Consider the following 21,845-nt stretch of genomic DNA (forward strand, 5'->3'; position numbering starts at 1 on the left):
CACCCGAGCACGGCGCGAGGTCAGCGTAGGGCCGCGGTCAACGGCGGCACCACCTGCTTCTTGCGGGAGACCACCCCAGGCAGGTGTGCATGGCCGTCGACGACGGTGACCGAGAAGGATTTCTCGACTGCGGCGACGGGTTCGCCGACCACGAGGAGTTCCGAATCCCCGCGGAGCACGTCGGTGACGAACAGCAGCAACAGATCCTCACCCGCCCGGACGCGCTCGGCCTCCATGGCCGCGAGGAACTCGTCGCGCCGGTCGAGGACCTCGGTGGGATCGGTGCTCGAGATCTGTGACAGACGCACCTGCGTGGTGCCCAGCGTGTAGCTCTTCGCGTCCCGGTCGATGAGTTCGGCGGCTCCGAGATCGCCGAGCGCGGCGCCGGCGCGCAGCAGGGCGTCGCCGTAGGTGTCGAGGTCGATCCCGGCGATGCCGGCGAGCTCGGCCGCGACCCGGCGGTCGTCGTCGGTGGTGGTCACCGAGCGCAGCAGCAAGGTGTCGGAGATGATGGCCGACACCATCATCCCGGCGATCGCGCGGGGGATCGGCACCGCGTTCTCCGCGTACATGCGGGCCAGGATCGTGCAGGTGCATCCGACGGGTTCGACCCGGAAATACAGCGGGAGGACCGAGGTGAAGTTGGCCACACGGTGGTGATCGACCACGCGCAGGACGGTCACCTCGTCGATGTCGGCGACACTCTGCTGCCGTTCGTTGTGGTCGACGAGCATCACCTGATCGGTCTCCGGCCGAGCGCGTTCGATGACCCGGGGGGCGTCGACGCCGAAACAGGCCAACGCATGGGCGGTTTCGGGATTCGGCGGGCCGAGCGCGACCGCGTGGGCGTCGGTTCCGAGTGCCACCTCGAGCCAGGCGAGAGCCAGCGCCGACGCGATGGCGTCGGTATCGGGATTGCGATGTCCGAAGACGAGAACCGTCATGCCGCCGTCCTCACGGTTGCCGGGGGTGTGCGAGGCGAACACTACGCGGATCGCCGCGCGCGGGGGCGGGGCCATTCGATTCCCAGCGTGCGTCCACCGGCCTCCCAGCTTCGGTGTCCACCCTTGGTGTCATGACCTCTGCGACCCTTCCGGACACCGAGGTGTCCGACGCCGGAGACGAACCGACGACCGACATCGGACCTTCTCGCACCGCGCCGACGTGGGCACGATGGCTCGTGCTGGGCGCCCTGGTGGCCGTTGCACTCGGCGTGCGGTGGCACTTCCACTCGATGGAGACGATGGATTACCGGGCGTTTCTGTCGCGCTGGTACGAGACCCTCGACACACAGGGCTTCGGGGCGTTCAAAGAGCAGTTCGCCGACTACAACTACCCCTACCTCTACCTGATCTGGTTGCTCACCGTCGTCCACGCTCCGACGCTGATCGGCATCAAGGCACTCTCGGTGACCTTCGATCTCGTCCTGGGCTTCTTCGCCTACCGGATCGTCGCCCTGCGCACCGATCGACTTCACCCCTGCGTGCCTTGGCTTTCGGCGTGATCCTGTTCCTCCCGTCGGTGATCGCCAACAGCGCGTGGTGGGGTCAGGCCGACGCGATCTATTCGGCATTCGCGGTCGGTGGCATCTACTTCTTGCTGCGCGCGCAGCGCGAGGGCATCACCCACCGGGCGTATGTCCTGAACTCGTTGTGGGCGTGCACCTTCTTCGGACTGTCGTTGTCGTTCAAGCTGCAGGCGGTCTTCGTGCTGCCGATCCTGGCGTGGATGCTGCTACGCGGCAGGTTGCCGTGGTACACCCTCGCCGCGATTCCCGCGGTATTCGTCGCCGCGGTGCTTCCCGCCGTGGCGGTCGGCGCCCCGTGGTCCGATGCGCTGTCGGTGTATCTGCACCAGACCGACTCCTACAAACAACTCACCCTCGGGGCGGCCAACCTGTACCAACTGATCCCGATCTCCGGCGACGCCACCTGGCTGGCGCGCCTGGGCATCGGACTCGCCGCGGCGATCATCGTGATGTTCCTGGCGTGGTCGGTGTGGAAGAAGCCGCCGGTGACGCCCGCGTCGATCCTCGTGGTGGCGACCGCGTCGGCGGTGATCGTGCCGTTCCTGCTGCCGGCGATGCACGACCGGTACTTCTACCTGGCAGAAGTGCTCAGCGTGATCATGGCGTTCTACCTGCCGCTGCGCTTCGTGATCATCCCGATTCTCATCCAGGCCGCGGCGATCGGTGTGTACCACTCCTCACTGAGCGGGGATCAGGGGCAGGGCTTCGGTGCCGGCCGCGGTTTCGGTGGTCAGGGTTCCGGGGGTGGCCAGGGTTTCGGGGGTGGTCAGGGCTTCGGCGGGGGTCGGGGCTTCGGCGGTGGCCAGGGCCCCGGTCGAGAGCACGGCTTCGGCGGCGGATCGGGCGGCGGATGGCACGGCGATACCGGTGGTCAGCCCGGAGCCGGGGCACCGGGTGGTGGTGCCCCGGGCGGCACCGGAGGAGGTGCGCCCGGCGGACACGGTGGCTCCGGTGGTTACACCTCCGGGCGAGGCGACACCGCGCTCGGCATCTACGCGTCGATGATGGGGCTGGCCGCGCTCGGGCTTGTTTGGGCGGTGGCCGACACCCTGCGGCGAGCTCGCGGAGCGGTCCTCGGCCGGTGACCGGGGTCACCGGATTGGGTGTGATCACCGCTCGTCGGCGATGATTCTCTCGTGCCGACAACCGCCGATCGTCGTACTCCCGACGCCGTCCTCTGGGACATGGACGGCACCCTGCTCGACTCGGAACGCCTGTGGGACATCGCCGTCGCCGAACTCTCGCTGCGACACGGCTATCCGATGACCCCGGGACTGCGGGAGTCGACGCTGGGCAACTCCATGGACGACGCACTCGACAAGGTCTACGACGCCGCCGGACTCTCGGCGGCCGAGCGTGATCACGCCCGCGACGAACGCTGGCTGCTCGACCGGGTCGCCGAACTGTTCGCCGACGACCTGCCGTGGCGACCGGGCGCCCGCGAGACGCTGGAACTCGTAGCCGCGGCCGGTATCCCGATGGCACTGGTCACCAACACCGTCCGCGAACTGACCGAGCTCGCCCTCGACACCCTCGACCGGCGGTTCTTCGCCGTCACGGTGTGCGGCGACGAGGTCGCCACAGGCAAGCCGGCACCGGATCCGTATCTGCGGGCGGCGGAGCTCCTCGGGGTCGACGCCCGCCGATGCCGCGCGGTCGAGGATTCGCCGACCGGGACCTCGTCGGCGACCGCAGCCGGATGCACGACGCTCGTGGTGCCCTCGACGGCGCCGATTCCGCCGGGTCCGCTGCGGGAGTTCCGGACCTCGCTCGTCGGGGTCACCCTCGCCGAACTCGAAACAGCCCACGTGCGAGGATAGGAACTCGTGAAAACCTTCGACGAGCTGTTCGCCGAGCTGACCGACAAGGCACAGACCCGGCCGGCCGGCAGCGGAACCGTCGCCGCTCTCGACGCGGGCGTGCACACCCTCGGCAAGAAGATCATCGAGGAGGCCGGCGAGGTGTGGCTCGCCGCCGAGCACGAGTCCGATGAGTCGCTCGGTGAGGAGATCTCCCAGCTCATCTACTGGTTGCAGGTGATGATGATCAAGCGCGGTCTCTCGCCGGCCGACGTCTACCGCCATCTGTAGGTCGCGCCCGATCCGGCGCGGCCCATCGCCCGTCATCCCCTCAGCTCACCGGCTACCCCTGGAGTGATCATGCTGCGAGTCGCAGTACCCAACAAAGGCGCGCTGTCGGAGTCGGCGGCCGCCGTCCTGGCCGAGGCCGGCTACCGCAAGCGGACCGACAGCAAGGACCTGACCGTCCTCGACATCGCCAACGACGTCGAGTTCTTCTTTCTGCGTCCCAAGGACATCGCCATCTATGTCGGCGCCGGGACCCTCGACCTGGGCATCACCGGCCGCGATCTCGCGCGCGACTCGGGCGCCGAGGTCGACGAGGAGCTCGCCATGGGGTTCGGCAGCTCCACCTTTCGCTATGCGGCACCGGGCGATCAGGAGTGGACCGTCGCCGACCTCGCAGGCAAACGGATCGCGACGTCATATCCGAATCTCGTCCGCGCCGACCTGGCCTCGCGCGGACTGGAGGCCGAGATCATCCGCCTCGACGGAGCGGTCGAGATCTCCATCCAGCTCGGCGTGGCCGACGCGATCGCCGATGTCGTCGGATCCGGACGGACGCTGCGTCAGCACGGACTGGCCGCGTTCGGTGAGTCGCTGTGTGACTCCGAAGGCGTGCTGATCAGTCGTGCCGGTACCGACACCGACAAGCGCGCACGGCAATTCGTCAAACGTGTGCAGGGCGTGGTGTTCGGTCAGCAGTACGTGATGATCGACTACGACTGCCCCCGCGGCATCTTCGATCAGGCCATCGCGCTGACCCCGGGCCTCGAATCGCCGACCGTCTCACCGATGGCCGACCCGGACTGGGTCGCCGTGCGCGCGATGGTGCCGCGCAAGAGCCACCAGAACCTGATGGACGAACTCTCCGAACTCGGTGTGCGGGCGATCCTGGCCTCCGACATCCGGTCCTGCCGGTTCTGAGCCTTACGGGCGTAGGCCGCCGGTTGCCACTCAGCGGCCGTCGAGCAGCACCGTCTGCGCGGACCGTCCGATGAACCCGTCCGCGTCGTAGAGATCGGCGAAGGTCGCGCCGAATCCGTCGGAACCCGCGGCCAACTCGGCGTCGATGCCGAGCCACTGCCCGGACGGCACCGTTGAGAAGTGCACGGTTGTGTCGGTGTTCATCCACGTCCACTCGTCCGGACGCAATCGGGTGCCGAGGCCGTTGGCGACGTCGACGACGGTCATGATCGATTGCAGATCGGAGATCTTCTCCCCGGCGACGAGTTCGACCGCCGGCCGTAGCCAGACCGCCGGTGTGGCGCCGAGCCTGCCCGTCGTGACCGCCGACTCCGTCGAGCCGATGAATCCCTCGGTGCCCCAGTCGACCCCGAGTGAGCTATCCGCGGTGACGCCGACCTTCACATCGATGTCCTCGGGTGTCGGACGCAGCGGCGACTGGGGACGCACCGCGATCGTCGAGGTGTCGTGGGCGCGCAATCGCCACGCCACCGCCCGGGCCACCGGACGATACGAGCCGTCGGGTTGGACGACCTCGAGGTCGGCGGCGACCATGCTGATGCGGCGGCCCGGCCGGATCACCTGCGCCCGAACCCGATTCATCTCGAGCCCGACCGCACCCAGGATCTCGGTGGTCACTCGGGTGAAGTGCATCGACGTCTCCGGCGCCGCGTGCTCGAGCGCCCGCATCAACAGTCCGGTGGGAGGACCCCCGTGCTGGATGTCCGACGACCACGGACTGATGGTCGCCGACGTCGGTCGAAAGTATTCGAACCCGTCCGAACCCGAACCCTCCGGAACGTAGTAACTGGTCTCCACGACCACAGCCTATGTGAGTCGGCATAGTCCGCTCCGGGGTGGGTACAGGCCGGGAGTCGAAGTCGGTTAAACGATCGCAACTGTTCGTCCGATCGGGTGAATCTTCGTGGATTTGCACCGGGTTCGACCGGTCAAACGTCCAGGATGAACTTCGTTCACCACCGTCGATCCGAGCATGTTGATCACGAACAGCGGGCAACATGACTCATTGATGGGAGCCCTGGTGGATCCGCGACGTCCACGCGGTGATCGATCGAGGGGAAGACGTCTTGTACGGAGTACGAAAGGCGGTCGCGAGTACGGCCGCCGGATGCGCGCTGTGTCTCGGTGCGGTCGTACCGATGACCCTGTCGGCGACCACTGCCGCAGCCGGTGCCGGAGTCGACGGCACCATCGCGTGGCTGGAGGACCAGGGTGTCGTGCGCGCGGCAACACCGGACGACTGTCCGGTCGCTCCCGCAGGCGACTCGTCCGGCGATCAGTCCGGGGTCACGACCCCGATTCCCGATCCGTGTCCGGATTGGCTGTCGGTCGGCGACCCCCATGCCGACCGCTCCGCGATCATCGTCGTCACACCCGGGACCGACGACGGCACGCTGTACCCGCGGATCAAGGGCATGCGCGCCGGTCGCGAGACCATCGTCATCGACTATCCCGAATCACTTGCCCCGCTCACCTCGGGACGGTCCGGCGCAGTGCTCCCGATCTTCGCGCCCACCTACGACCAGTCGCGCGATATCGCGGTCGACAACAATCTGACGGTGATGCAGGAGTTTCAGAAGCTTGCGCCCACCGCGCCCCACGTCGTCTACACCGGCTACTCCCAGGGCGCCGAAGCGCTGGGCAACGCTGCCGAACAGGCCGTCGGCTCGGGCTCGATCGACACGGCCAACTCGCACATCATTCTCATCTCCGATCCGCGCTCCCCGTGGGGGTTGAAGGCCTGGGCCGCCGAGCAACCGCTGGTGGGGGCGTTTTTCGAGGCGTTCGGTGCGGAATCCAACGGTGCTCGCGATCCGGGCGCGACGGGTGACCAACTGCCGGTGACCTCGGTGATCGTGGTGGGTGATCCGGTCGCCAACTTCCAGTGGGTCTGGTATCGGCCGGTGAGTTCGCTCCTCGTCGACGCGGCAGGCTTCATCACCATCCACTCCGGCATGGGCGCCGACAACTACGGGGACCTGATCGACTACAGCCAGGAACCGACCACGCTGTACAGCCAGGACGGCAACACCACCTACCTCGTCTATCAGCCTGATCACCATCCGTTGACGATGCTGGCGATGCTGGTCAACGACGAACTCGGGATCGGCTACGACACCGCCGACGTCGCGCGCTGGGACAAGGTCAACAACGCCTTCTATCCGCTGCAAGGCCCCGCCGTCGACAACGCGGCCGTACCGGTCGTGATCAGCCCGGACCAACGCACGGCATCGTCGCCACAAGCCCGGACCGCATCCGCACCCGACACCGCGGCGCCGCTGGGTGACACCGCGCCACCGAGCCAGCCCGCGCCACCGAGCCAGACCGCACCGCTGAGTCAGGCCGTCGCGCCGAGCGAGACCACTGCACCCCAACAGGATTCGGCGCTCACTGCACCGACGACCGCCGGGCGACATCGAGCGCCCGAGGCGCCCGGCGGCGACCAGACGTCCACCACCCAGACGGGAACCACCCAGACGGGAACCACCCAGACGGGGAGCGCCGGGACGGGGGAGCAGTCCCCGGCCGATCAGCCCGAACAGGGCGGGGGACGGCACCGCCTGCAGGGCAGTGGTCGGCACGCCGACACCGTGACCTCGGGTACGACAGGGACGGCAACAACAGGCACGGCCGGCGCAACTGACGGGGGCTCAGGCGACGGCGCTTCGGGCGCCACCAACGCCGGGTGACCTGACACACCACCCGGCCGAGCGTCGGCTCAGGCCGTGAAACCCGGTGGCGGACCGGGGTATTCGGGAATCTCGCCGCCGAACTCGGGGCACCGTTCGTGATGTTCGCAGTACCGGCACAGGCGTGATCGACGCGGCCGGAAGTCGCCGGAGGCGACGGCTGCCCGGATGGCCCGCCAGATCGCCGACAACGTGCGGCCGAAACGCTCGAGCTCGTCGCGATCGGGGGTGTAGGTGAGCACCTGCCCGTCGGACAGATACATCAGTTGCAGACGGGCGGGGACCACCCCCCGAATCCGCAGGATCGCCAGCGCGTAGAACTTCATCTGGAACAGCGCCTTGGCCTCATATGCCTCACCGGGCGCGCGACCGGTCTTGTAATCGACCACACGGATTTCCCCGGTGGGTGCGATGTCGATCCGATCGATGAAACCGCGCATGAGCACGTCATCGGCCTCGATCTCGACGTGTTCTTCCACCGCGGCCGCATCGAAGGCCGTCGGATTCTCCATCCGGTAGTAGTTCTCGATGAGTCCGTGCGCCTCGGCGAGGAAGGCCTCGTGATCGCCGGGTCCGATCAACTCGGCCAGCGTCGGATCGGCCTCGCACAGCGCCGCCCAGGCCCCCTCCACCAGAAAGTCCGCGGATTCCTGGGTGCGCAGTGACGCCGGCATGTCGAAGAGGTTCTCGAGTGCGGCGTGGACGACGGTTCCGCGGGTCTGGGCCTTCGTCGGTGTCTCCGGGAACCGGTCGATCGCACGATAGCGATAGAGAAGCGGGCATTGTTTGAAGTCGGCGGCACGAGAGGGTGACAGAGCCAACGGCCGACCGACGAGACCGCGCCCGGAGCCCGGCGCGGACACCTCGTCCGGGGTCGGGCCGCCCGCGGCCGGGGCGGGTGCAGCAGTGGCCTGGGTGGACCCGGGAGAAACTGTGGTCGTCACATTTGGCAGGGTAGGGCGCGGCTGTGACAAACCCGAGTACATCGGCGACAAACGCCGCGAGCGTCGGTGACAAGCGCCGCGCGCGGTGGGGGACCACATCCTCGACAGTGGAAACGTCCTGCCACAGTAGACAACACATGTAACACCAGCCCCGAGAGGAACACCCCCATGCTGCGCGAGAGCACCACCTGATGGCGTCGAGTGGCGTGTTCGTCGTCGGGGACCGGGTCCAGCTCACCGACGCCAAGGGCCGCAAGTTCACGGTGATCCTGGAAACCGGGAAACAGTTCCACACCCACCGCGGTGCGATCGCACACGACGACCTCATCGGCGCGCCCGAGGGGAGCATCGTCGCGGCGACGAGCGGAACCGAATACCTGGCGCTCCGTCCGCTCCTCGTCGACTACGTCCTGTCGATGCCCCGCGGTGCACAGGTCATCTACCCCAAGGATGCCGCGCAGATCGTGACCGAAGGTGACATCTTCCCCGGTGCGCGAGTGCTCGAGGCCGGTGCCGGGTCCGGTGCGTTGACCTGCTCGTTGTTGCGCGCCGTCGGCGAGCGTGGCGAGGTGACCTCGTACGAGATCCGCGAAGATCACGCCGAGCATGCCCAGCGCAATGTCGAGACGTTCTTCGGCGGCCATCCGGCGAATTGGTCGCTGGTGATCGACGATCTGGCGAATATCGCCGTCACCGAGCAATTCGATCGCGTCATCCTCGACATGCTCGCGCCGTGGGAGCCGCTCGATGTGGTGCGTTCGATCATGAAACCAGGCGGAGTCTTGACGGTTTATGTGGCGACGGTCACGCAATTGTCGCGTGTCATCGAGGCGCTGCGCGACCAGGAGTGCTGGACCGAGCCTCGGGCCTGGGAGTCGCTCGTACGTGACTGGAGCGCGGTCGGCCTCGCGGTCCGGCCCGAACACAAAATGCAAGGACACACCGCGTTTCTGATCACGGCACGACGATTGGCCGAGGGCACCACCACGCTCCGGCCGCAACGGCGCCCCACGCGGGGCTGAATCCGCGCACCGCCGCGCCGGAAACATCGCTAATACGTTGCGAAGACGCACATTTAACACACCATCAACATCTCTCCTCGCACAGTGCACGGCGATTCTTCTCTCCTGCCGGTAGCGTGGTGTTACGGCGCAAGCGCTCCATTGGGAGCGATTGCCGGGGAGAGGAGTCAGTAATGACCGAATCTGATCGCCATGAAGCCTCGGTGGAGAACACGGGCAGCAATGACCCGAGCGAGTCCACGCATGCGCGCGACGTCGACCCCGCGCGTACGCGCGACGTCGATGCGGGGGAGACGTTCACCCCTGCCTACACCCCGCCTCTGGCCGCGGCGCGTGCGGAACGGGAGCGCTCGGCGTTCACCCGGGCGTCGGATCCGAAGGATCTCCAGGATCGCGTCGACAACCTCACCGCCCGCAACGCCAAGCTCCTCGAAACCCTGAAAGAGGCGCGTCAGCAACTCGTCGCCCTGCGCGAAGAGGTCGACCGGCTCGGACAGCCCCCGAGTGGTTACGGCGTGCTGCTCGAGATCCATCCGGACCAGACCGTCGACGTGTTCACTTCGGGGCGCAAGATGCGCCTGACGTGCTCGCCGAACATCGACACCGAGGTGCTGCACAAGGGTCAGACCCTGCGCCTCAACGAGGCGCTGACGATCGTCGAGGCCTGCGACTTCGATTCGGTCGGCGAGATCAGCACGCTGCGTGAGGTTCTCGGTGACGGCAACCGCGCACTCGTCGTCGGGCACGCCGACGAGGAGCGCGTGGTGTGGCTGGCCGAGCCGTTACGTGGCGAGGTCGACGGCGAGGACGGCAAGCGTCGCAAGCTGCGCCCCGGTGACTCCCTGCTCATCGACACCAAGGCGGGCTTCGCCTTCGAGCGCGTCCCCAAGGCCGAGGTCGAGGATCTCGTGCTTGAGGAGGTGCCCGACGTCGGCTACGAGGACATCGGTGGCCTCGGTCGGCAGATCGAGCAGATCCGCGACGCCGTCGAGCTGCCGTTCCTGCACAAGGATCTCTTCCGCGACTACGCGCTGCGTCCGCCCAAGGGTGTGCTGCTCTACGGTCCTCCCGGCTGCGGTAAGACGCTGATCGCCAAGGCGGTGGCCAATTCGCTCGCCAAGAAGATCGCCCAGGTGCGCGGCGACGACGCCAAGGAAGCCAAGTCCTACTTCCTCAACATCAAGGGCCCCGAACTACTCAACAAGTTCGTCGGCGAGACCGAGCGACACATCCGCCTGATCTTCCAGCGGGCCAGGGAGAAGGCGTCGGAGGGGACCCCGGTCATCGTGTTCTTCGACGAGATGGATTCGATCTTCCGGACCCGTGGCTCCGGTGTCTCCTCGGACGTGGAGACCACCGTGGTCCCGCAGCTCCTCAGCGAGATCGACGGTGTCGAAGGCCTCGAGAACGTGATCGTCATCGGTGCCTCCAACCGTGAGGACATGATCGATCCCGCCATCCTGCGGCCGGGACGACTCGACGTGAAGATCAAGATCGAACGTCCCGACGCCGAGTCGGCGATCGACATCTTCTCCAAGTACCTCACCGAGTCACTACCGGTGCACGCCGACGACCTCGGTGAGTTCGGAGGCGACCGGACCGCATGCGTCAACGCGATGATCGAGAAGGTCGTCGAGCGCATGTATGCCGAGAGTGATGAGAACCGCTTTCTGGAGGTGACCTACGCCAACGGCGACAAAGAGGTCATGTACTTCAAGGACTTCAACTCCGGTGCGATGATCCAGAACGTCGTCGACCGGGCCAAGAAGTACGCCATCAAGTCGCAATTGGACACCGGCGCACCGGGTCTGCGGGTGCAGCACCTGTTCGACTCGATCCTCGACGAGTTCGCCGAGAACGAGGATCTGCCCAACACCACCAACCCCGACGACTGGGCCCGGATCTCGGGCAAGAAGGGCGAGCGGATCGTCTACATCCGCACGCTGGTCACCGGCAAGAGTTCGGGCGCGAGCCGCGCCATCGACACCGAGACCAACACCGGCCAGTACCTCTAGGTCGACACCGGTCCGGGACCGGCTCGGCGCTGCCCACTCCCGATTCGGGAGTGGGCAGCTCTCGTCCGACCCCCACCTGTGTCGTCGGCACCTTTCGCCGACACCCCCGATTTGTCCGTCATGCACACGACGAGGCGGGGACGGGTGGCCTCGGACGCATTAGAGTCTGTCGGTGATGAACAGCAGCGTCTCGATGATCCCCGGCCGGCTGACGGTCGCCGGGATCACGCACCGACTCGGCGATTCGCCACGGGTTCGTATCGGCCGTACCCCCGACAACGACGTCGTCGTGAACCACCCGCTGGTCTCTCGGCATCACCTGTCGATCGAGTGGCGGGGGACCGGCTGGTGGGCTGTCGACGCAGGCAGCACGAACGGCTTCTTCCATGGTCCGCAACGGGTGTCCGAACTGCCACTGACCGGCGGCGCGGGCTTCCGGCTCGGTGACGCGACCACCGGCCCGCTCGTCGAGGTGGCGCTCGACGCCCCGCCGGCGGCGGGCCCCGCCGGGCAGCCGTACGGCGCCGTCGCGCGGCCGGGTTCGCCGGTCCCGCCTCCGCCGCAACCCCCACGACGCCCACCTCCTGCCCCGCCCGGCCCGGCGGGATCCGGTCCACGACCGGTCGCTGCAGGTTCTGCTCGGATACCGATGCGTGTGCCGGCGCCCGGCTCCTACGAACCCGGGGCGGTCGCGCCGATGCCCGCTGAACTCGCCGATGCGCCGCACCTGCAGGCACTCAAGCAGAACGTCTCGGCGATCTACCAGCTGCCCGGACGCGCCGAACGTCCGGGCCGCGAGACGATCTCGCTGGCCGGCTCACAGTCGATCGGCCGCACCCCCGACAACGACATCGTCGTCAGCGACGTACTCGCCTCGCGCCATCACGCCCGGGTGCTGTCCCGACCCGACGGTCTGTACATCGAAGACCTGGGAAGCGTCAACGGTACCTATGTCAACGGCCAACGCGTGCAACGGGTTCGGCTGACCGACGGCAATGTCGTCACCATCGGCAACAGCGACTTCGTGGTGTCCGGCGGAAGCCTGATGCGCGGCCAGTCCCAGGATGTGGTCGCCGGTGGCCTTCAGGTCAACGGTGTGAGCCTCGTCGTCGACGGGGGTAAGAAACTCCTGCAGGACGTCGAGTTCTCGGCCCGACCCGGATCGCTGACCGCGGTGATCGGCCCCTCGGGTGCAGGCAAGTCGACGGTCTCGCGCATCGTCGCCGGGCTGAACTCGCCGACCAGCGGGCGGGTCACCTTCGAGAACCGCAGCGTCCACGAGGAATACGACTCGCTGCGCACCCGGATCGGCATGGTGCCGCAGAAGGACGTCCTGCACCACAAGCTCACCCTGCGCCAGGCCCTGCGCTATGCCGCCGAGCTGCGTCTGCCGCCGGATTTGTCGAAAGCCGACCGCGACAACGTGATCAACGGTGTGCTCGCCGAGCTGCAGCTCACCGAGCACGTCGACACACGCGTCGAGAAGCTCTCCGGCGGCCAGCAGAAACGCGCGTCGGTGGCGATGGAACTGCTCACCGGGCCCTCGCTGCTGATCCTCGACGAGCCCACCTCCGGCCTCGATCCGGCCCTCGACCGCCAGGTGATGTCGACGCTGCGCCGCCTCGCCGACGCCGGCCGCGTGGTCCTGGTGGTCACCCACTCGCTGACCTATCTGTCGATGTGCGACCAGGTGCTGCTGCTGGCGCCGGGCGGAAAGACCGCCTACTGCGGACCGCCGACACAGGTCGGTGCCGCGATGGGCACCTCGGACTGGGCGGAGATCTTCGCCTTCGTCGCCGATGCCCCCGACACCGCGCACATGCGCTATTTGCAGGGCAGACGAGCGCCGACACCACCACCACCGCCGCGACCGCCGGGGCCCCCGATACCGGTGCCGCAGACCAGCTTCACGCGACAGTCGAGCACGATCGGTCGCCGGCAGATACGCCTGATCTTCGCCGACGTCGGCTACCTGGCGTTCCTGGTCCTGCTGCCGGTGGTGCTGGGCCTGCTGACGCTGGTCATCCCGGGCAGCGATGGATTCAACGCCAAGATGGCCGCCGACCCCAACCTGATCCCGCCGCGTCCGGCGGCCAAGGACCCGGTCGAGGCGGTGCAGATCCTCGTCGTGCTGGTGGTGGGGGCGGCGTTCATGGGTGCGGCGTTGACGATGCGCGACCTGGTCGGCGAGCGCGACATCTTCGAACGCGAACGGGCGGTCGGGCTGCGACCGGGCGCCTACCTGTGGGCCAAGGTGGTGGTGTTCTTCTGCACCGCGATGCTGCAGAGCGCGGTGATGGTCGCGATCACCTTCGCCGGCCGTGGGCTGCCGCATCTCGGTGGTCCGCTGGTGCCGCCGCCGGTGGCCCTGTTCGTTGCGATCGCCGCGCTGGCGTGCGTGTCGACCCTGGTCGGTCTGGCGATCTCGGCGGCGGTTCGCTCGCAGGAGCAGGCGATGCCACCGCTGGTGATCATCATCATGGTGCAGTTGGTGTTCTGCGGTGGCCTGTTCGCGCTGGACAAGCCCGGCCTACAACAGCTCTCGTGGATCTTCCCGTCGTACTGGGGCTACGTGGCGTCGGCGGGCGCAGTCGATCTGCCCACGATCAATCCCGACGCGACCCAGAAGGTCTCACTCTGGCAGACCTCACCCGCTCACGCCGGACTGGCGTTCGGGGTGCTGCTGGTGATCGCGGTGATCCTGTATGTGTTCACCTATTCGCGTCTGCGGCTCAAGAAGCGCTGAGCCGCAGACGCGGGGGTCTCCGAGCCGTCTCTCTCACCCGCCGGCCGGCGCCGGGTACCGCACGAGTCCGAGTTCGGCGTCGTCGGCGAGCAGCCGCTGGCGCGGCAACACACGCGCGGTGTAACCGAGCACACCGGAACGGTGCGGGGTGATCGTCGTGGTGAAGGCCACCCGACCCGAGGCGTCGGGACCACCGGCCGGGCTCATCGGCGACACGGTCGGCTCGACGATGTCGCCGGCGTCGTCGACCCGACCGAGAACCGCTTCGACCGTCACCTCGTCGGCAGCCATCCCGCCGAGACCGACCTGGGCGGTCAGCTGTAGTTGCCGGGCACCCGGGTCGCCGGACTCGTCGAGCCCCGCGATCATCACCGACGGCCACGCCGCCTCGACGCGCCTGCGATAGGCGGCGAGGTCGCGGGCGGCCGCGTAGTCGTCGGCGACCGCGGCCGTGAATGACTGGGCCGCAGGCGCATACAGCTCGGTGGTGTAGTCACGAACCATCCGGGACGCGAGCACCTTCGGACCGAGAACCGAGAGCGTGTGCCGGACCATCTCGACCCATCGCTCGGGCAGGCCGCTGGTCTCACGCGCGTAGAACAACGGGATGACCGAGTTCTCCAGTAGCGAATACAGTGCCTCGGCCTCGAGGTCGTCGCGCCGGTTCTCGTCGGTGACGCCCTCGGCCGACGGGATGGCCCAGCCGTTCTCGCCGTCGGCCATCTCGTCCCACCATCCGTCGAGGATCGACAGATTCAGGCCGCCGTTGAGCGCCGACTTCATCCCCGAGGTACCGCAGGCCTCCATCGGCCGCACCGGGTTGTTGAGCCAGACGTCGCAGCCGGCGTAGATGTGCCGCGCCATCGAGATGTCGTAATCGGGCAGGAACACGATGCGATCGCGGATCGCCGGGTCCTCGGTGAAACGCACCACCTGCTGGATGAGCGCCTTGCCGCCGTCGTCGGCCGGGTGCGCCTTGCCCGCGATGACCAGTTGCACCGGACGCTGCGGGTCGGTGAGGATGCGCTTGAGACGGTCGGGATCGCGCAGCATGAGCGTGAGCCGCTTGTAGGTCGCGGCGCGGCGCGCGAAGCCGATGGTCAGCACCTCGGGGTCGAAAAGATCAGCGGTCCAGGATAATTCGACCTCACTGAATCCGCGGTCCCGGCCGCTGGCGTGTGCGCGTCGGCGGACCTCGTCGACCAGCCCGCCGCGCAGCGTCTGCCGGGTCTTCCACAGATCGGCCGCCGACAATTCGGCGTACCGGGATGCCGCCGAGTCCTCGTCGGCGCCGACGAGTTCGCGCCAGGGGCGCGCGACCCACGTGAAGCCGTGCACGCCATTGGTGATCGCCCCGATCGGCACCTCGTCGGCGTCGAAGCCCGGCCAGAGCCCGGCGAACATCTCTCGGCTGACCTCGCCGTGCAGCTGCGACACCCCGTTCGACCGCTGGCCGAGCCGAAAACCCATGTGCGCCATGTTGAACACGCCGGGATCACCCTCATTGCCGAGTTCGAGGACCGTCGCCGCGGACAGGCCGGGCAGCAACCGGGACCCACCACCGGGGTCGGCGTCGAGGTAGAACGAGACCAGGTCCTTGCCGAAACGGTCGATGCCTGCGGGGACCGGGGTGTGGGTGGTGAAGATGTTGGACGCGCGCACCACCGACTCCGCGGAGCCGACGTCGAGGCCCGACTCGACGAGTTCGCGCACGCGTTCGGAGCCGAGGAAGCCCGCATGTCCCTCGTTCATGTGGAACACCGTGGGCTCGGGGCGGCCGGTGGCCGCGATGAAGGCGCGCAGGGCGCGCACCCCGCCGATGCCGAGCAGGATCTCCTGTTTGATCCGATGATCCTGGTCGCCACCGTAGAGCCGGTCGGTCACCGAACGCAGTTCATCGTCGTTGGCCGGGATGTCGGTGTCGAGCAGCAGCAACGGGATCCGGCCCACGGTCGCGACCCAGACCTGGGCGTGCAGGGTGCGTCCGCCGGGCATCGACACGGTCACGTCGACCGGATGCTCGCCGTCGGTCAGCAGGTCCAGCGGCAGCAGCCCCGGATCGTTGACGGGGTATCGCTCGATCTGCCACCCGTCGTGCGAGAGGCTCTGCCGGAAGTAGCCCGAGCGGTAGAACAGGCCGACCCCGATGAGCGGCAGGCCCAGATCCGAGGCCGCCTTGAGATGGTCGCCGGCCAGGATGCCCAGGCCGCCGGAGTAGATCGGCAGCACCTCGGAGATGCCGAATTCCATCGAGAAGTAGGCGATACCCGGGGGCATCGGCACCCCGTCGCGTTCCTGACGGCCGAACCACTGCGGTTCGGCCCGATAGGTGTCGAGCTCTGCGCGCAGTGCTTCGAGCCGACCGCGGAAGCCGTCGTCGTCGGCGAGCTCGGCCAGTCGCGCCGGATCGACCTCGGCGAGCAGGCGTAGTGGATCGGCGAAGGACTGCCACAGATCGGGGTCGATCGTGGCGAACAGATCCTGGGTGTCGCTGTGCCACACCCAGCGCAGATTGCGGGCCAGGACGTCGAGGTCGGCGAGCGGGGCCGGGAGCGGTACGCGGACGGTGAACCGGCGGAAGGCTTTCACGGCGTAGACGCTACCGACGTCGGCGACCGGACGCACCGCAAGCGGGGCGGGCGTTCATCAGCTCGTCCCGATCCCGACACACGGTGCATGCGTGCCGACCAACGATGCCCAGGTGGGTGGGATCGGTGGCGTCGGCCTCCGACCTCTACGCTCGGATGCATGCAGCGAATCATCGGCACCGAGGTCGAGTACGGTATCTCGGCTCCGGGGGACCCGACCGCGAATCCGATCATGACCTCCACCCAGGCGGTGCTGGCCTACGCCGCGGCCGCGGGGGTGCCCCGCGCCAAGCGCACGCGCTGGGATTACGAGGTGGAGTCGCCGCTGCGTGACGCGCGCGGATTCGACCTCGGCCGCGGCTCGGGTCCGGCACCGATCATCGACGCCGACGAGATCGGGGCGGCGAACATGATCCTCACCAACGGCGCGCGCCTCTACGTCGATCACGCCCATCCCGAGTACTCCGCGCCCGAGGTCACCGACCCGATGGATGCGGTGATCTGGGACAAGGCGGGGGAGCGGGTCATGGAGGCCGCCGCACGCCACGTCGCGAGTGTGCCCGGCGCCCCGCGTCTGCAGCTCTACAAGAACAACATCGACGGCAAGGGTGCCTCGTACGGCACCCACGAGAACTATCTGATGAACCGGGAGACCCCGTTCACCGCGGTCATCGGCGGTCTCACGACGTTCTTCGCCTCGCGTCAGGTGATCACCGGCTCCGGCCGCGTCGGCATCGGACAGTCCGGCGACGAGGCGGGATACCAGCTCTCGCAGCGCTCCGACTACATCGAGGTCGAGGTGGGGCTGGAGACCACCCTCAAACGCGGGATCATCAACACCCGTGACGAGCCGCACGCCGACCCGGAACGCTATCGGCGTCTGCACGTCATCATCGGCGACGCGAATCTCGCCGAGACCGCCACCTACCTCAAGGTCGGCACCACCTCGCTGGTGCTCGATCTCATCGAGGCCGGAGTCGATTTCTCCGACCTCGAACTCGCGCGCCCCGTGCAGGCGGTGCACACGATCAGTCACGATCCGAGCCTGGCCGCGACCGTCGCGTTGACCGACGGGCGCGAACTCACCGGCCTGGCGCTGCAGCGTGAGTATCTCGACCGGTGCGTCGGGTTCCACGAGCGGGAACACTCCGACGACGAGCGGGCCATGCACGTCCTGGCCACGTGGGCCGATGTCCTCGACCGTCTCGAACGGGATCCGCTCGAGTGCGCCGACATCCTCGACTGGCCGGCGAAGCTGCGGATCCTGGAGGGCTTCCGGCAGCGCGAGGGCCTCGGCTGGTCGGCGCCTCGCCTGCAGTTGATCGATCTGCAGTACTCCGACGTGCGCCTGGAGAAGGGTCTTTACAACCGGCTCGTCGCGCGCGGATCGATGAAACGTCTGGTCGACGAGGCTCAGGTGACGCGGGCGATCACCGAACCGCCGACCAACACCCGCGCCTACTTCCGTGGGGAGTGCCTGCGACGCTTCGGCGCCGACGTCGCCGCGGCGAGCTGGGATTCGGTGATCTTCGATCTCGGCGGCGACTCGTTGGTGCGTATCCCGACGCTGGAGCCGTTGCGCGGCAGCCGAGCCCACGTGGGCAAGCTCCTCGACTCCGTCGACTCCGCGGCCGACCTCGTCGAGCAGCTCACGACCTGATCGACGTCGCGGACGTCGTCGTGTTCCGACCGCCCAGAACGGGTCTGCGCCGGTAGTGTGGTCATACACCAGCGAGCGGGTACGACGACAACCCGTATACGGCTCGGGTGATGGTGGCACGGCGTGTTCGCGTCGCACCGCGATGCAGGAGGAGGAGACCAGTGAGCGCAGCGAGCGACGTCTCCGACGACGAAGAGTGGTGCTCTCGGGCGTGAACACACGCGAAGCCGGAGGCTTCGCCAACACTAAGGAGTGCAGATGGCGCAGGAACAGACCAAGCGCGGCGGCGGCGGGGACGACGACGATCTCGGCTCGGACGGCGGTGCGGGTCAGGAACGTCGCGAGAAGCTGACCGAGGACACCGATGATCTGCTCGACGAGATCGACGACGTGCTCGAGGAGAACGCCGAGGACTTCGTGCGTGCCTATGTCCAGAAGGGCGGCCAGTGAGCGACGGGTTCGATTCACTGTTCCCCAATCCCGTACGGCGACCGGCTCTTTCCCTTGGCGCGGACATCTCTTCGTTCAGTGACTACCTCCGGGTGCACGCTCCGGAGCAGTTGCCGGGGGCGCGAGCACAGCACATGAGCGCCGCGACCGACACCTCCGAGATCCCGCACGGCACCACCATCGTGGCGGTCAGCTATCCGGGCGGGGTGGTGCTCGCCGGCGACCGGCGAGCGACCATGGGCAATCTCATCGCCACGCGGGATGTGCAGAAGGTCTACATCACCGACGAGTATTCGGCGGCCGGTATCGCCGGTACCGCGGGTATCGCGATCGAGATGATCCGGTTGTTCACCGTGGAGCTCGAGCACTACGAGAAGATCGAGGGTGTGCCGCTGACGCTGGACGGCAAGGTGAGCCGGCTGGCCTCGATGGTGCGCGGCAATCTCGGTGCGGCGCTTCAGGGTCTGGCCGCGATCCCGCTGCTGGTCGGTTACGACATCGATCACGACGACCCGACCGAGCGCGGTCGGATCTTCTCCTTCGACGTCGCGGGCGACCGTCACGAGGAGTTCGGCGGATATACCGCCATCGGTTCCGGATCGGTGTTCGCCAAATCGTCGCTGAAGAAGCTCTACCGCCGTGATCTCGACGCCGACGGCGCGCTGGCGGTGGCCGTGGAGGCCCTCTACGACGCTGCCGACGACGACACCGCCACCGGTGGTCCCGATCTGGTTCGCAAGATCTTCCCGCTGGCGGTCGTGGTGGGTGCGCAGGGTGCCCACGAGGTCGACTCGGAGGCCATCGAGGCGGCCGCGCGTGCGATCATCGACCGCCGCGCCGCCGAGCACGAAGGAGATCCGCGGTGACCTTTCCGTATTACGCAAGTGCCGAGCAGATCATGCGCGACCGCTCGGAGTTGGCGCGCAAGGGTATTGCCCGCGGCCGCAGTGTGGTCATCCTGACCTACGCCGACGGTGTGCTGTTCGTCGCGGAGAACCCGTCGAACACGCTGCGCAAGACCAGTGAGATCTACGATCGCATCGGATTTGCCGCCGTCGGTAAGTACAACGAGTTCGAGAGTCTGCGCAAGGCCGGGATCCAGCTCGCGGACATGCGTGGTTACAGCTATGACCGCAACGATGTGTCGGCGCTGAGCCTGGCCAACACCTATGCCAACGCACTCGGATCGGTGTTCACCGAACAGGCCAAGCCCTACGAGGTCGAACTCTGCGTCGCCGAGGTGGCCCGACCCGGTAAGCCGAAGCCCTCGCAGCTGTACCGGATCGGCTACGACGGCTCGATCTCCGACGAGACGCGGTTCCTGGTGATGGGCGGTGCCACCGAATCCATCGCGGCCGCCCTCAAGGACAGCTATGCGGCGGACCTCGATCTCGCGCATGCACTGTCGGTGGCTGTCGCCGCGCTGGCGACCCCCACCGACACGGGTAACGGTGCCGCGGCCACGCCCCGGGAACTCACGCCGGGTGATCTCGAGGTCGCGATCCTCGACCGCAATCGGCCCCGGCGGGCGTTCAAGCGGCTCACCGCCGCACGCGTCGCGGAGTTGCTCGCGAGTGTCGACGGAGCCGGCACCGATGGCGTCGGCACCGATGGCGTCGGCACCTCGGATGAGCCGGGTGAGTCCACCGCGGGTTCCACCGATCCCGCGCCGCAGTGAGCACTTTCTTCCCGGCTGCGGATGGGGATTTCGCGTCGCGCGTCCGGCAGGTCGCCGGGGCGGCGCGCGGGTAGGGTTGATCACGTGCAGCGTCGAATCATGGGCATCGAGACGGAATTCGGTGTCACGTGCACCTTCCACGGTCATCGTCGGCTCAGTCCGGACGAGGTGGCCCGCTATCTGTTCCGGCGGGTTGTCTCGTGGGGCCGGTCGTCGAATGTGTTCCTGCAGAACGGCGCGCGGCTCTACCTCGACGTCGGGTCGCATCCGGAGTACGCGACCGCCGAATGCGACGGTCTGGTCCAGCTGATCAACCACGACCGGGCGGGTGAACTCGTCCTCGAGGATCTGCTGATCGACGCCGAGCAGCGCCTGGCCGACGAGGGCATCGGTGGTGACATCTACCTGTTCAAGAACAACACCGATTCGGCCGGCAACTCCTACGGATGCCACGAGAACTATCTGGTGGTGCGGGCGGGCGAGTTCTCCCGCATCTCCGATGTGCTGTTGCCGTTCCTGGTGACCCGGCAGCTGATCTGCGGCGCGGGGAAGGTGCTGGCCACCCCGAAGGCGGCGACCTTCTGTCTGTCGCAGCGCGCCGAGCACATCTGGGAGGGTGTGTCGTCGGCGACCACGCGCTCCCGCCCGATCATCAACACCCGCGACGAGCCGCACGCCGACGCCGAGAAGTACCGGCGGCTGCACGTCATCGTCGGCGATTCCAACATGGCGGAGATGACGACGCTGCTCAAGGTCGGCTCGGCGGCATTGGTGCTGGAGATGATCGAGGCCGGCGTGGTGTTCCGGGATTTCGCGCTGGACAACCCGATTCGTGCCATCCGCGAGGTCAGCCATGACCCCACGGGGCGTCGCCCGGTCCGGCTCGCCGGTGGTCGGCAGGCCAGCGCCCTGGACATCCAGCGCGAGTATCACGCGCGCGCCGTCGAACACCTGGTGAACCGGCGCCCGGATCCGGAGATGGACATGGTCGTCGATCTGTGGGGCCGGATGCTCGACGCGGTGGAGAGCGGCGACTTCTCCGGGGTGGACACCGAGATCGACTGGGTGATCAAGCGCAAGCTGTTCGAGCGCTACCAGGACCGGTACTCGATGGATCTGTCCGACCCGAAGATCGCGCAACTCGACCTGGCCTTCCACGACATCAAACGCGGTCGCGGTGTCTTCGACGTCCTGTCCCGCAAGGGTCTGGTCCGCCGGATCACCACCGACGAGGCGATCAAGACCGCGGTGAACGAACCGCCGCAGACCACCCGGGCCAAACTGCGTGGCGACTTCATCTCCGCGGCGCAGAAGGCGGGTCGCGATTTCACCGTCGACTGGGTCCACCTCAAACTGAACGATCAGGCGCAACGAACGGTGCTGTGCAAGGACCCGTTCCGGTCGGTCGACGAGCGCGTCGATCGCCTGATCGCGTCCATGTGAGTCGTAGGCTCGACGG

16 protein-coding genes and 1 pseudogene are annotated in these 21,845 nt (G+C 67.6%); 13 read left to right on the top strand and 4 right to left on the bottom strand.

The genetic code is table 11. The features are described from left to right. Positions 1 to 20: 20 nt before the first annotated feature. Positions 21 to 944 carry a manganese-dependent inorganic pyrophosphatase gene (locus tag GOPIP_RS13040; protein WP_035727967.1) on the bottom strand — a complete coding sequence of 308 codons (924 nt, stop codon included), beginning with the start codon at positions 942 to 944 and terminating at the stop codon, positions 21 to 23. Between the two features lie 131 nt (positions 945 to 1,075). Here GOPIP_RS13040 and GOPIP_RS29700 point away from each other — a divergent pair. The 4 genes and pseudogenes from GOPIP_RS29700 to hisG all read left to right on the top strand — a co-directional run bounded on the left by GOPIP_RS29700 (position 1,076) and on the right by hisG (position 4,533). Next, a pseudogene (locus GOPIP_RS29700) lies at positions 1,076 to 2,613 on the top strand (hypothetical protein). A gap of 51 nt (positions 2,614 to 2,664) precedes the next feature. Further along, positions 2,665 to 3,348 (top strand): HAD family hydrolase, encoded by a 684-nt coding sequence (locus tag GOPIP_RS13050; protein ID WP_006370148.1) that lies wholly within the window; start codon positions 2,665 to 2,667, stop codon positions 3,346 to 3,348. Positions 3,349 to 3,354: 6 nt separating this feature from the next. Beyond that, a complete protein-coding gene (locus GOPIP_RS13055; protein WP_006370149.1) occupies positions 3,355 to 3,618 on the top strand; it encodes a phosphoribosyl-ATP diphosphatase in 264 nt (87 codons plus the stop codon). A gap of 69 nt (positions 3,619 to 3,687) precedes the next feature. Further along, positions 3,688 to 4,533, top strand: coding sequence for an ATP phosphoribosyltransferase (hisG, locus tag GOPIP_RS13060; RefSeq protein WP_006370150.1), 846 nt, complete (start codon positions 3,688 to 3,690; stop codon positions 4,531 to 4,533). A gap of 30 nt (positions 4,534 to 4,563) precedes the next feature. On the opposite strand, the gene GOPIP_RS13065 is transcribed toward hisG, so the two are convergent. Next, positions 4,564 to 5,397, bottom strand: coding sequence for a thioesterase family protein (locus tag GOPIP_RS13065; protein ID WP_035727951.1), 834 nt, complete (start codon positions 5,395 to 5,397; stop codon positions 4,564 to 4,566). A gap of 263 nt (positions 5,398 to 5,660) precedes the next feature. Between GOPIP_RS13065 and GOPIP_RS13070 the strand changes: the two genes are divergently transcribed. Then, positions 5,661 to 7,283, top strand: coding sequence for a PE-PPE domain-containing protein (locus tag GOPIP_RS13070; protein ID WP_035727970.1), 1,623 nt, complete (start codon positions 5,661 to 5,663; stop codon positions 7,281 to 7,283). 29 nt (positions 7,284 to 7,312) lie between these two features. On the opposite strand, the gene GOPIP_RS13075 is transcribed toward GOPIP_RS13070, so the two are convergent. Beyond that, complete coding sequence (locus GOPIP_RS13075; protein ID WP_035727954.1) at positions 7,313 to 8,227, bottom strand: RecB family exonuclease; 915 nt, start codon at positions 8,225 to 8,227, stop codon at positions 7,313 to 7,315. Between the two features lie 191 nt (positions 8,228 to 8,418). Here GOPIP_RS13075 and GOPIP_RS13080 point away from each other — a divergent pair, with 191 nt between their 5' ends. The 3 genes from GOPIP_RS13080 to GOPIP_RS13090 all read left to right on the top strand — a co-directional run bounded on the left by GOPIP_RS13080 (position 8,419) and on the right by GOPIP_RS13090 (position 14,010). Next, on the top strand, positions 8,419 to 9,249 hold the full coding sequence (locus tag GOPIP_RS13080; protein ID WP_006370154.1) for a tRNA (adenine-N1)-methyltransferase: 831 nt from the start codon (positions 8,419 to 8,421) through the stop codon (positions 9,247 to 9,249). A gap of 173 nt (positions 9,250 to 9,422) precedes the next feature. Beyond that, complete coding sequence (gene arc, locus GOPIP_RS13085) at positions 9,423 to 11,264, top strand: proteasome ATPase (protein ID WP_006370155.1); 1,842 nt, start codon at positions 9,423 to 9,425, stop codon at positions 11,262 to 11,264. 193 nt (positions 11,265 to 11,457) lie between these two features. Then, a complete protein-coding gene (locus GOPIP_RS13090) occupies positions 11,458 to 14,010 on the top strand; it encodes an FHA domain-containing protein (RefSeq protein ID WP_006370156.1) in 2,553 nt (850 codons plus the stop codon). Between the two features lie 33 nt (positions 14,011 to 14,043). On the opposite strand, the gene glgP is transcribed toward GOPIP_RS13090, so the two are convergent. Next, complete coding sequence (gene glgP, locus GOPIP_RS13095) at positions 14,044 to 16,599, bottom strand: alpha-glucan family phosphorylase (protein WP_170320201.1); 2,556 nt, start codon at positions 16,597 to 16,599, stop codon at positions 14,044 to 14,046. A gap of 159 nt (positions 16,600 to 16,758) precedes the next feature. Here glgP and dop point away from each other — a divergent pair, with 159 nt between their 5' ends. The 5 genes from dop to pafA all read left to right on the top strand — a co-directional run bounded on the left by dop (position 16,759) and on the right by pafA (position 21,829). After that, positions 16,759 to 18,258 carry a depupylase/deamidase Dop gene (dop, locus tag GOPIP_RS13100; protein ID WP_006370158.1) on the top strand — a complete coding sequence of 500 codons (1,500 nt, stop codon included), beginning with the start codon at positions 16,759 to 16,761 and terminating at the stop codon, positions 18,256 to 18,258. A 258-nt stretch (positions 18,259 to 18,516) separates the two neighbouring features. After that, positions 18,517 to 18,708 carry a ubiquitin-like protein Pup gene (locus GOPIP_RS13105; protein WP_006370159.1) on the top strand — a complete coding sequence of 64 codons (192 nt, stop codon included), beginning with the start codon at positions 18,517 to 18,519 and terminating at the stop codon, positions 18,706 to 18,708. Further along, positions 18,705 to 19,574, top strand: coding sequence for a proteasome subunit beta (prcB, locus tag GOPIP_RS13110; RefSeq protein ID WP_006370160.1), 870 nt, complete (start codon positions 18,705 to 18,707; stop codon positions 19,572 to 19,574). Before GOPIP_RS13105 ends, prcB begins: the two co-directional genes overlap by 4 nt. Continuing rightward, positions 19,571 to 20,386, top strand: coding sequence for a proteasome subunit alpha (gene prcA, locus GOPIP_RS13115; RefSeq protein ID WP_006370161.1), 816 nt, complete (start codon positions 19,571 to 19,573; stop codon positions 20,384 to 20,386). The genes prcB and prcA overlap by 4 nt, the downstream gene beginning before the upstream one ends. Positions 20,387 to 20,470: 84 nt before the next feature. After that, on the top strand, positions 20,471 to 21,829 hold the full coding sequence (pafA, locus tag GOPIP_RS13120) for a Pup--protein ligase (RefSeq protein WP_014360026.1): 1,359 nt from the start codon (positions 20,471 to 20,473) through the stop codon (positions 21,827 to 21,829). Positions 21,830 to 21,845: the final 16 nt, after the last annotated feature.

This window comes from Gordonia polyisoprenivorans NBRC 16320 = JCM 10675 (genome assembly GCF_000241325.1).
Classification (GTDB): Bacteria; Actinomycetota; Actinomycetes; order Mycobacteriales; family Mycobacteriaceae; genus Gordonia; species Gordonia polyisoprenivorans.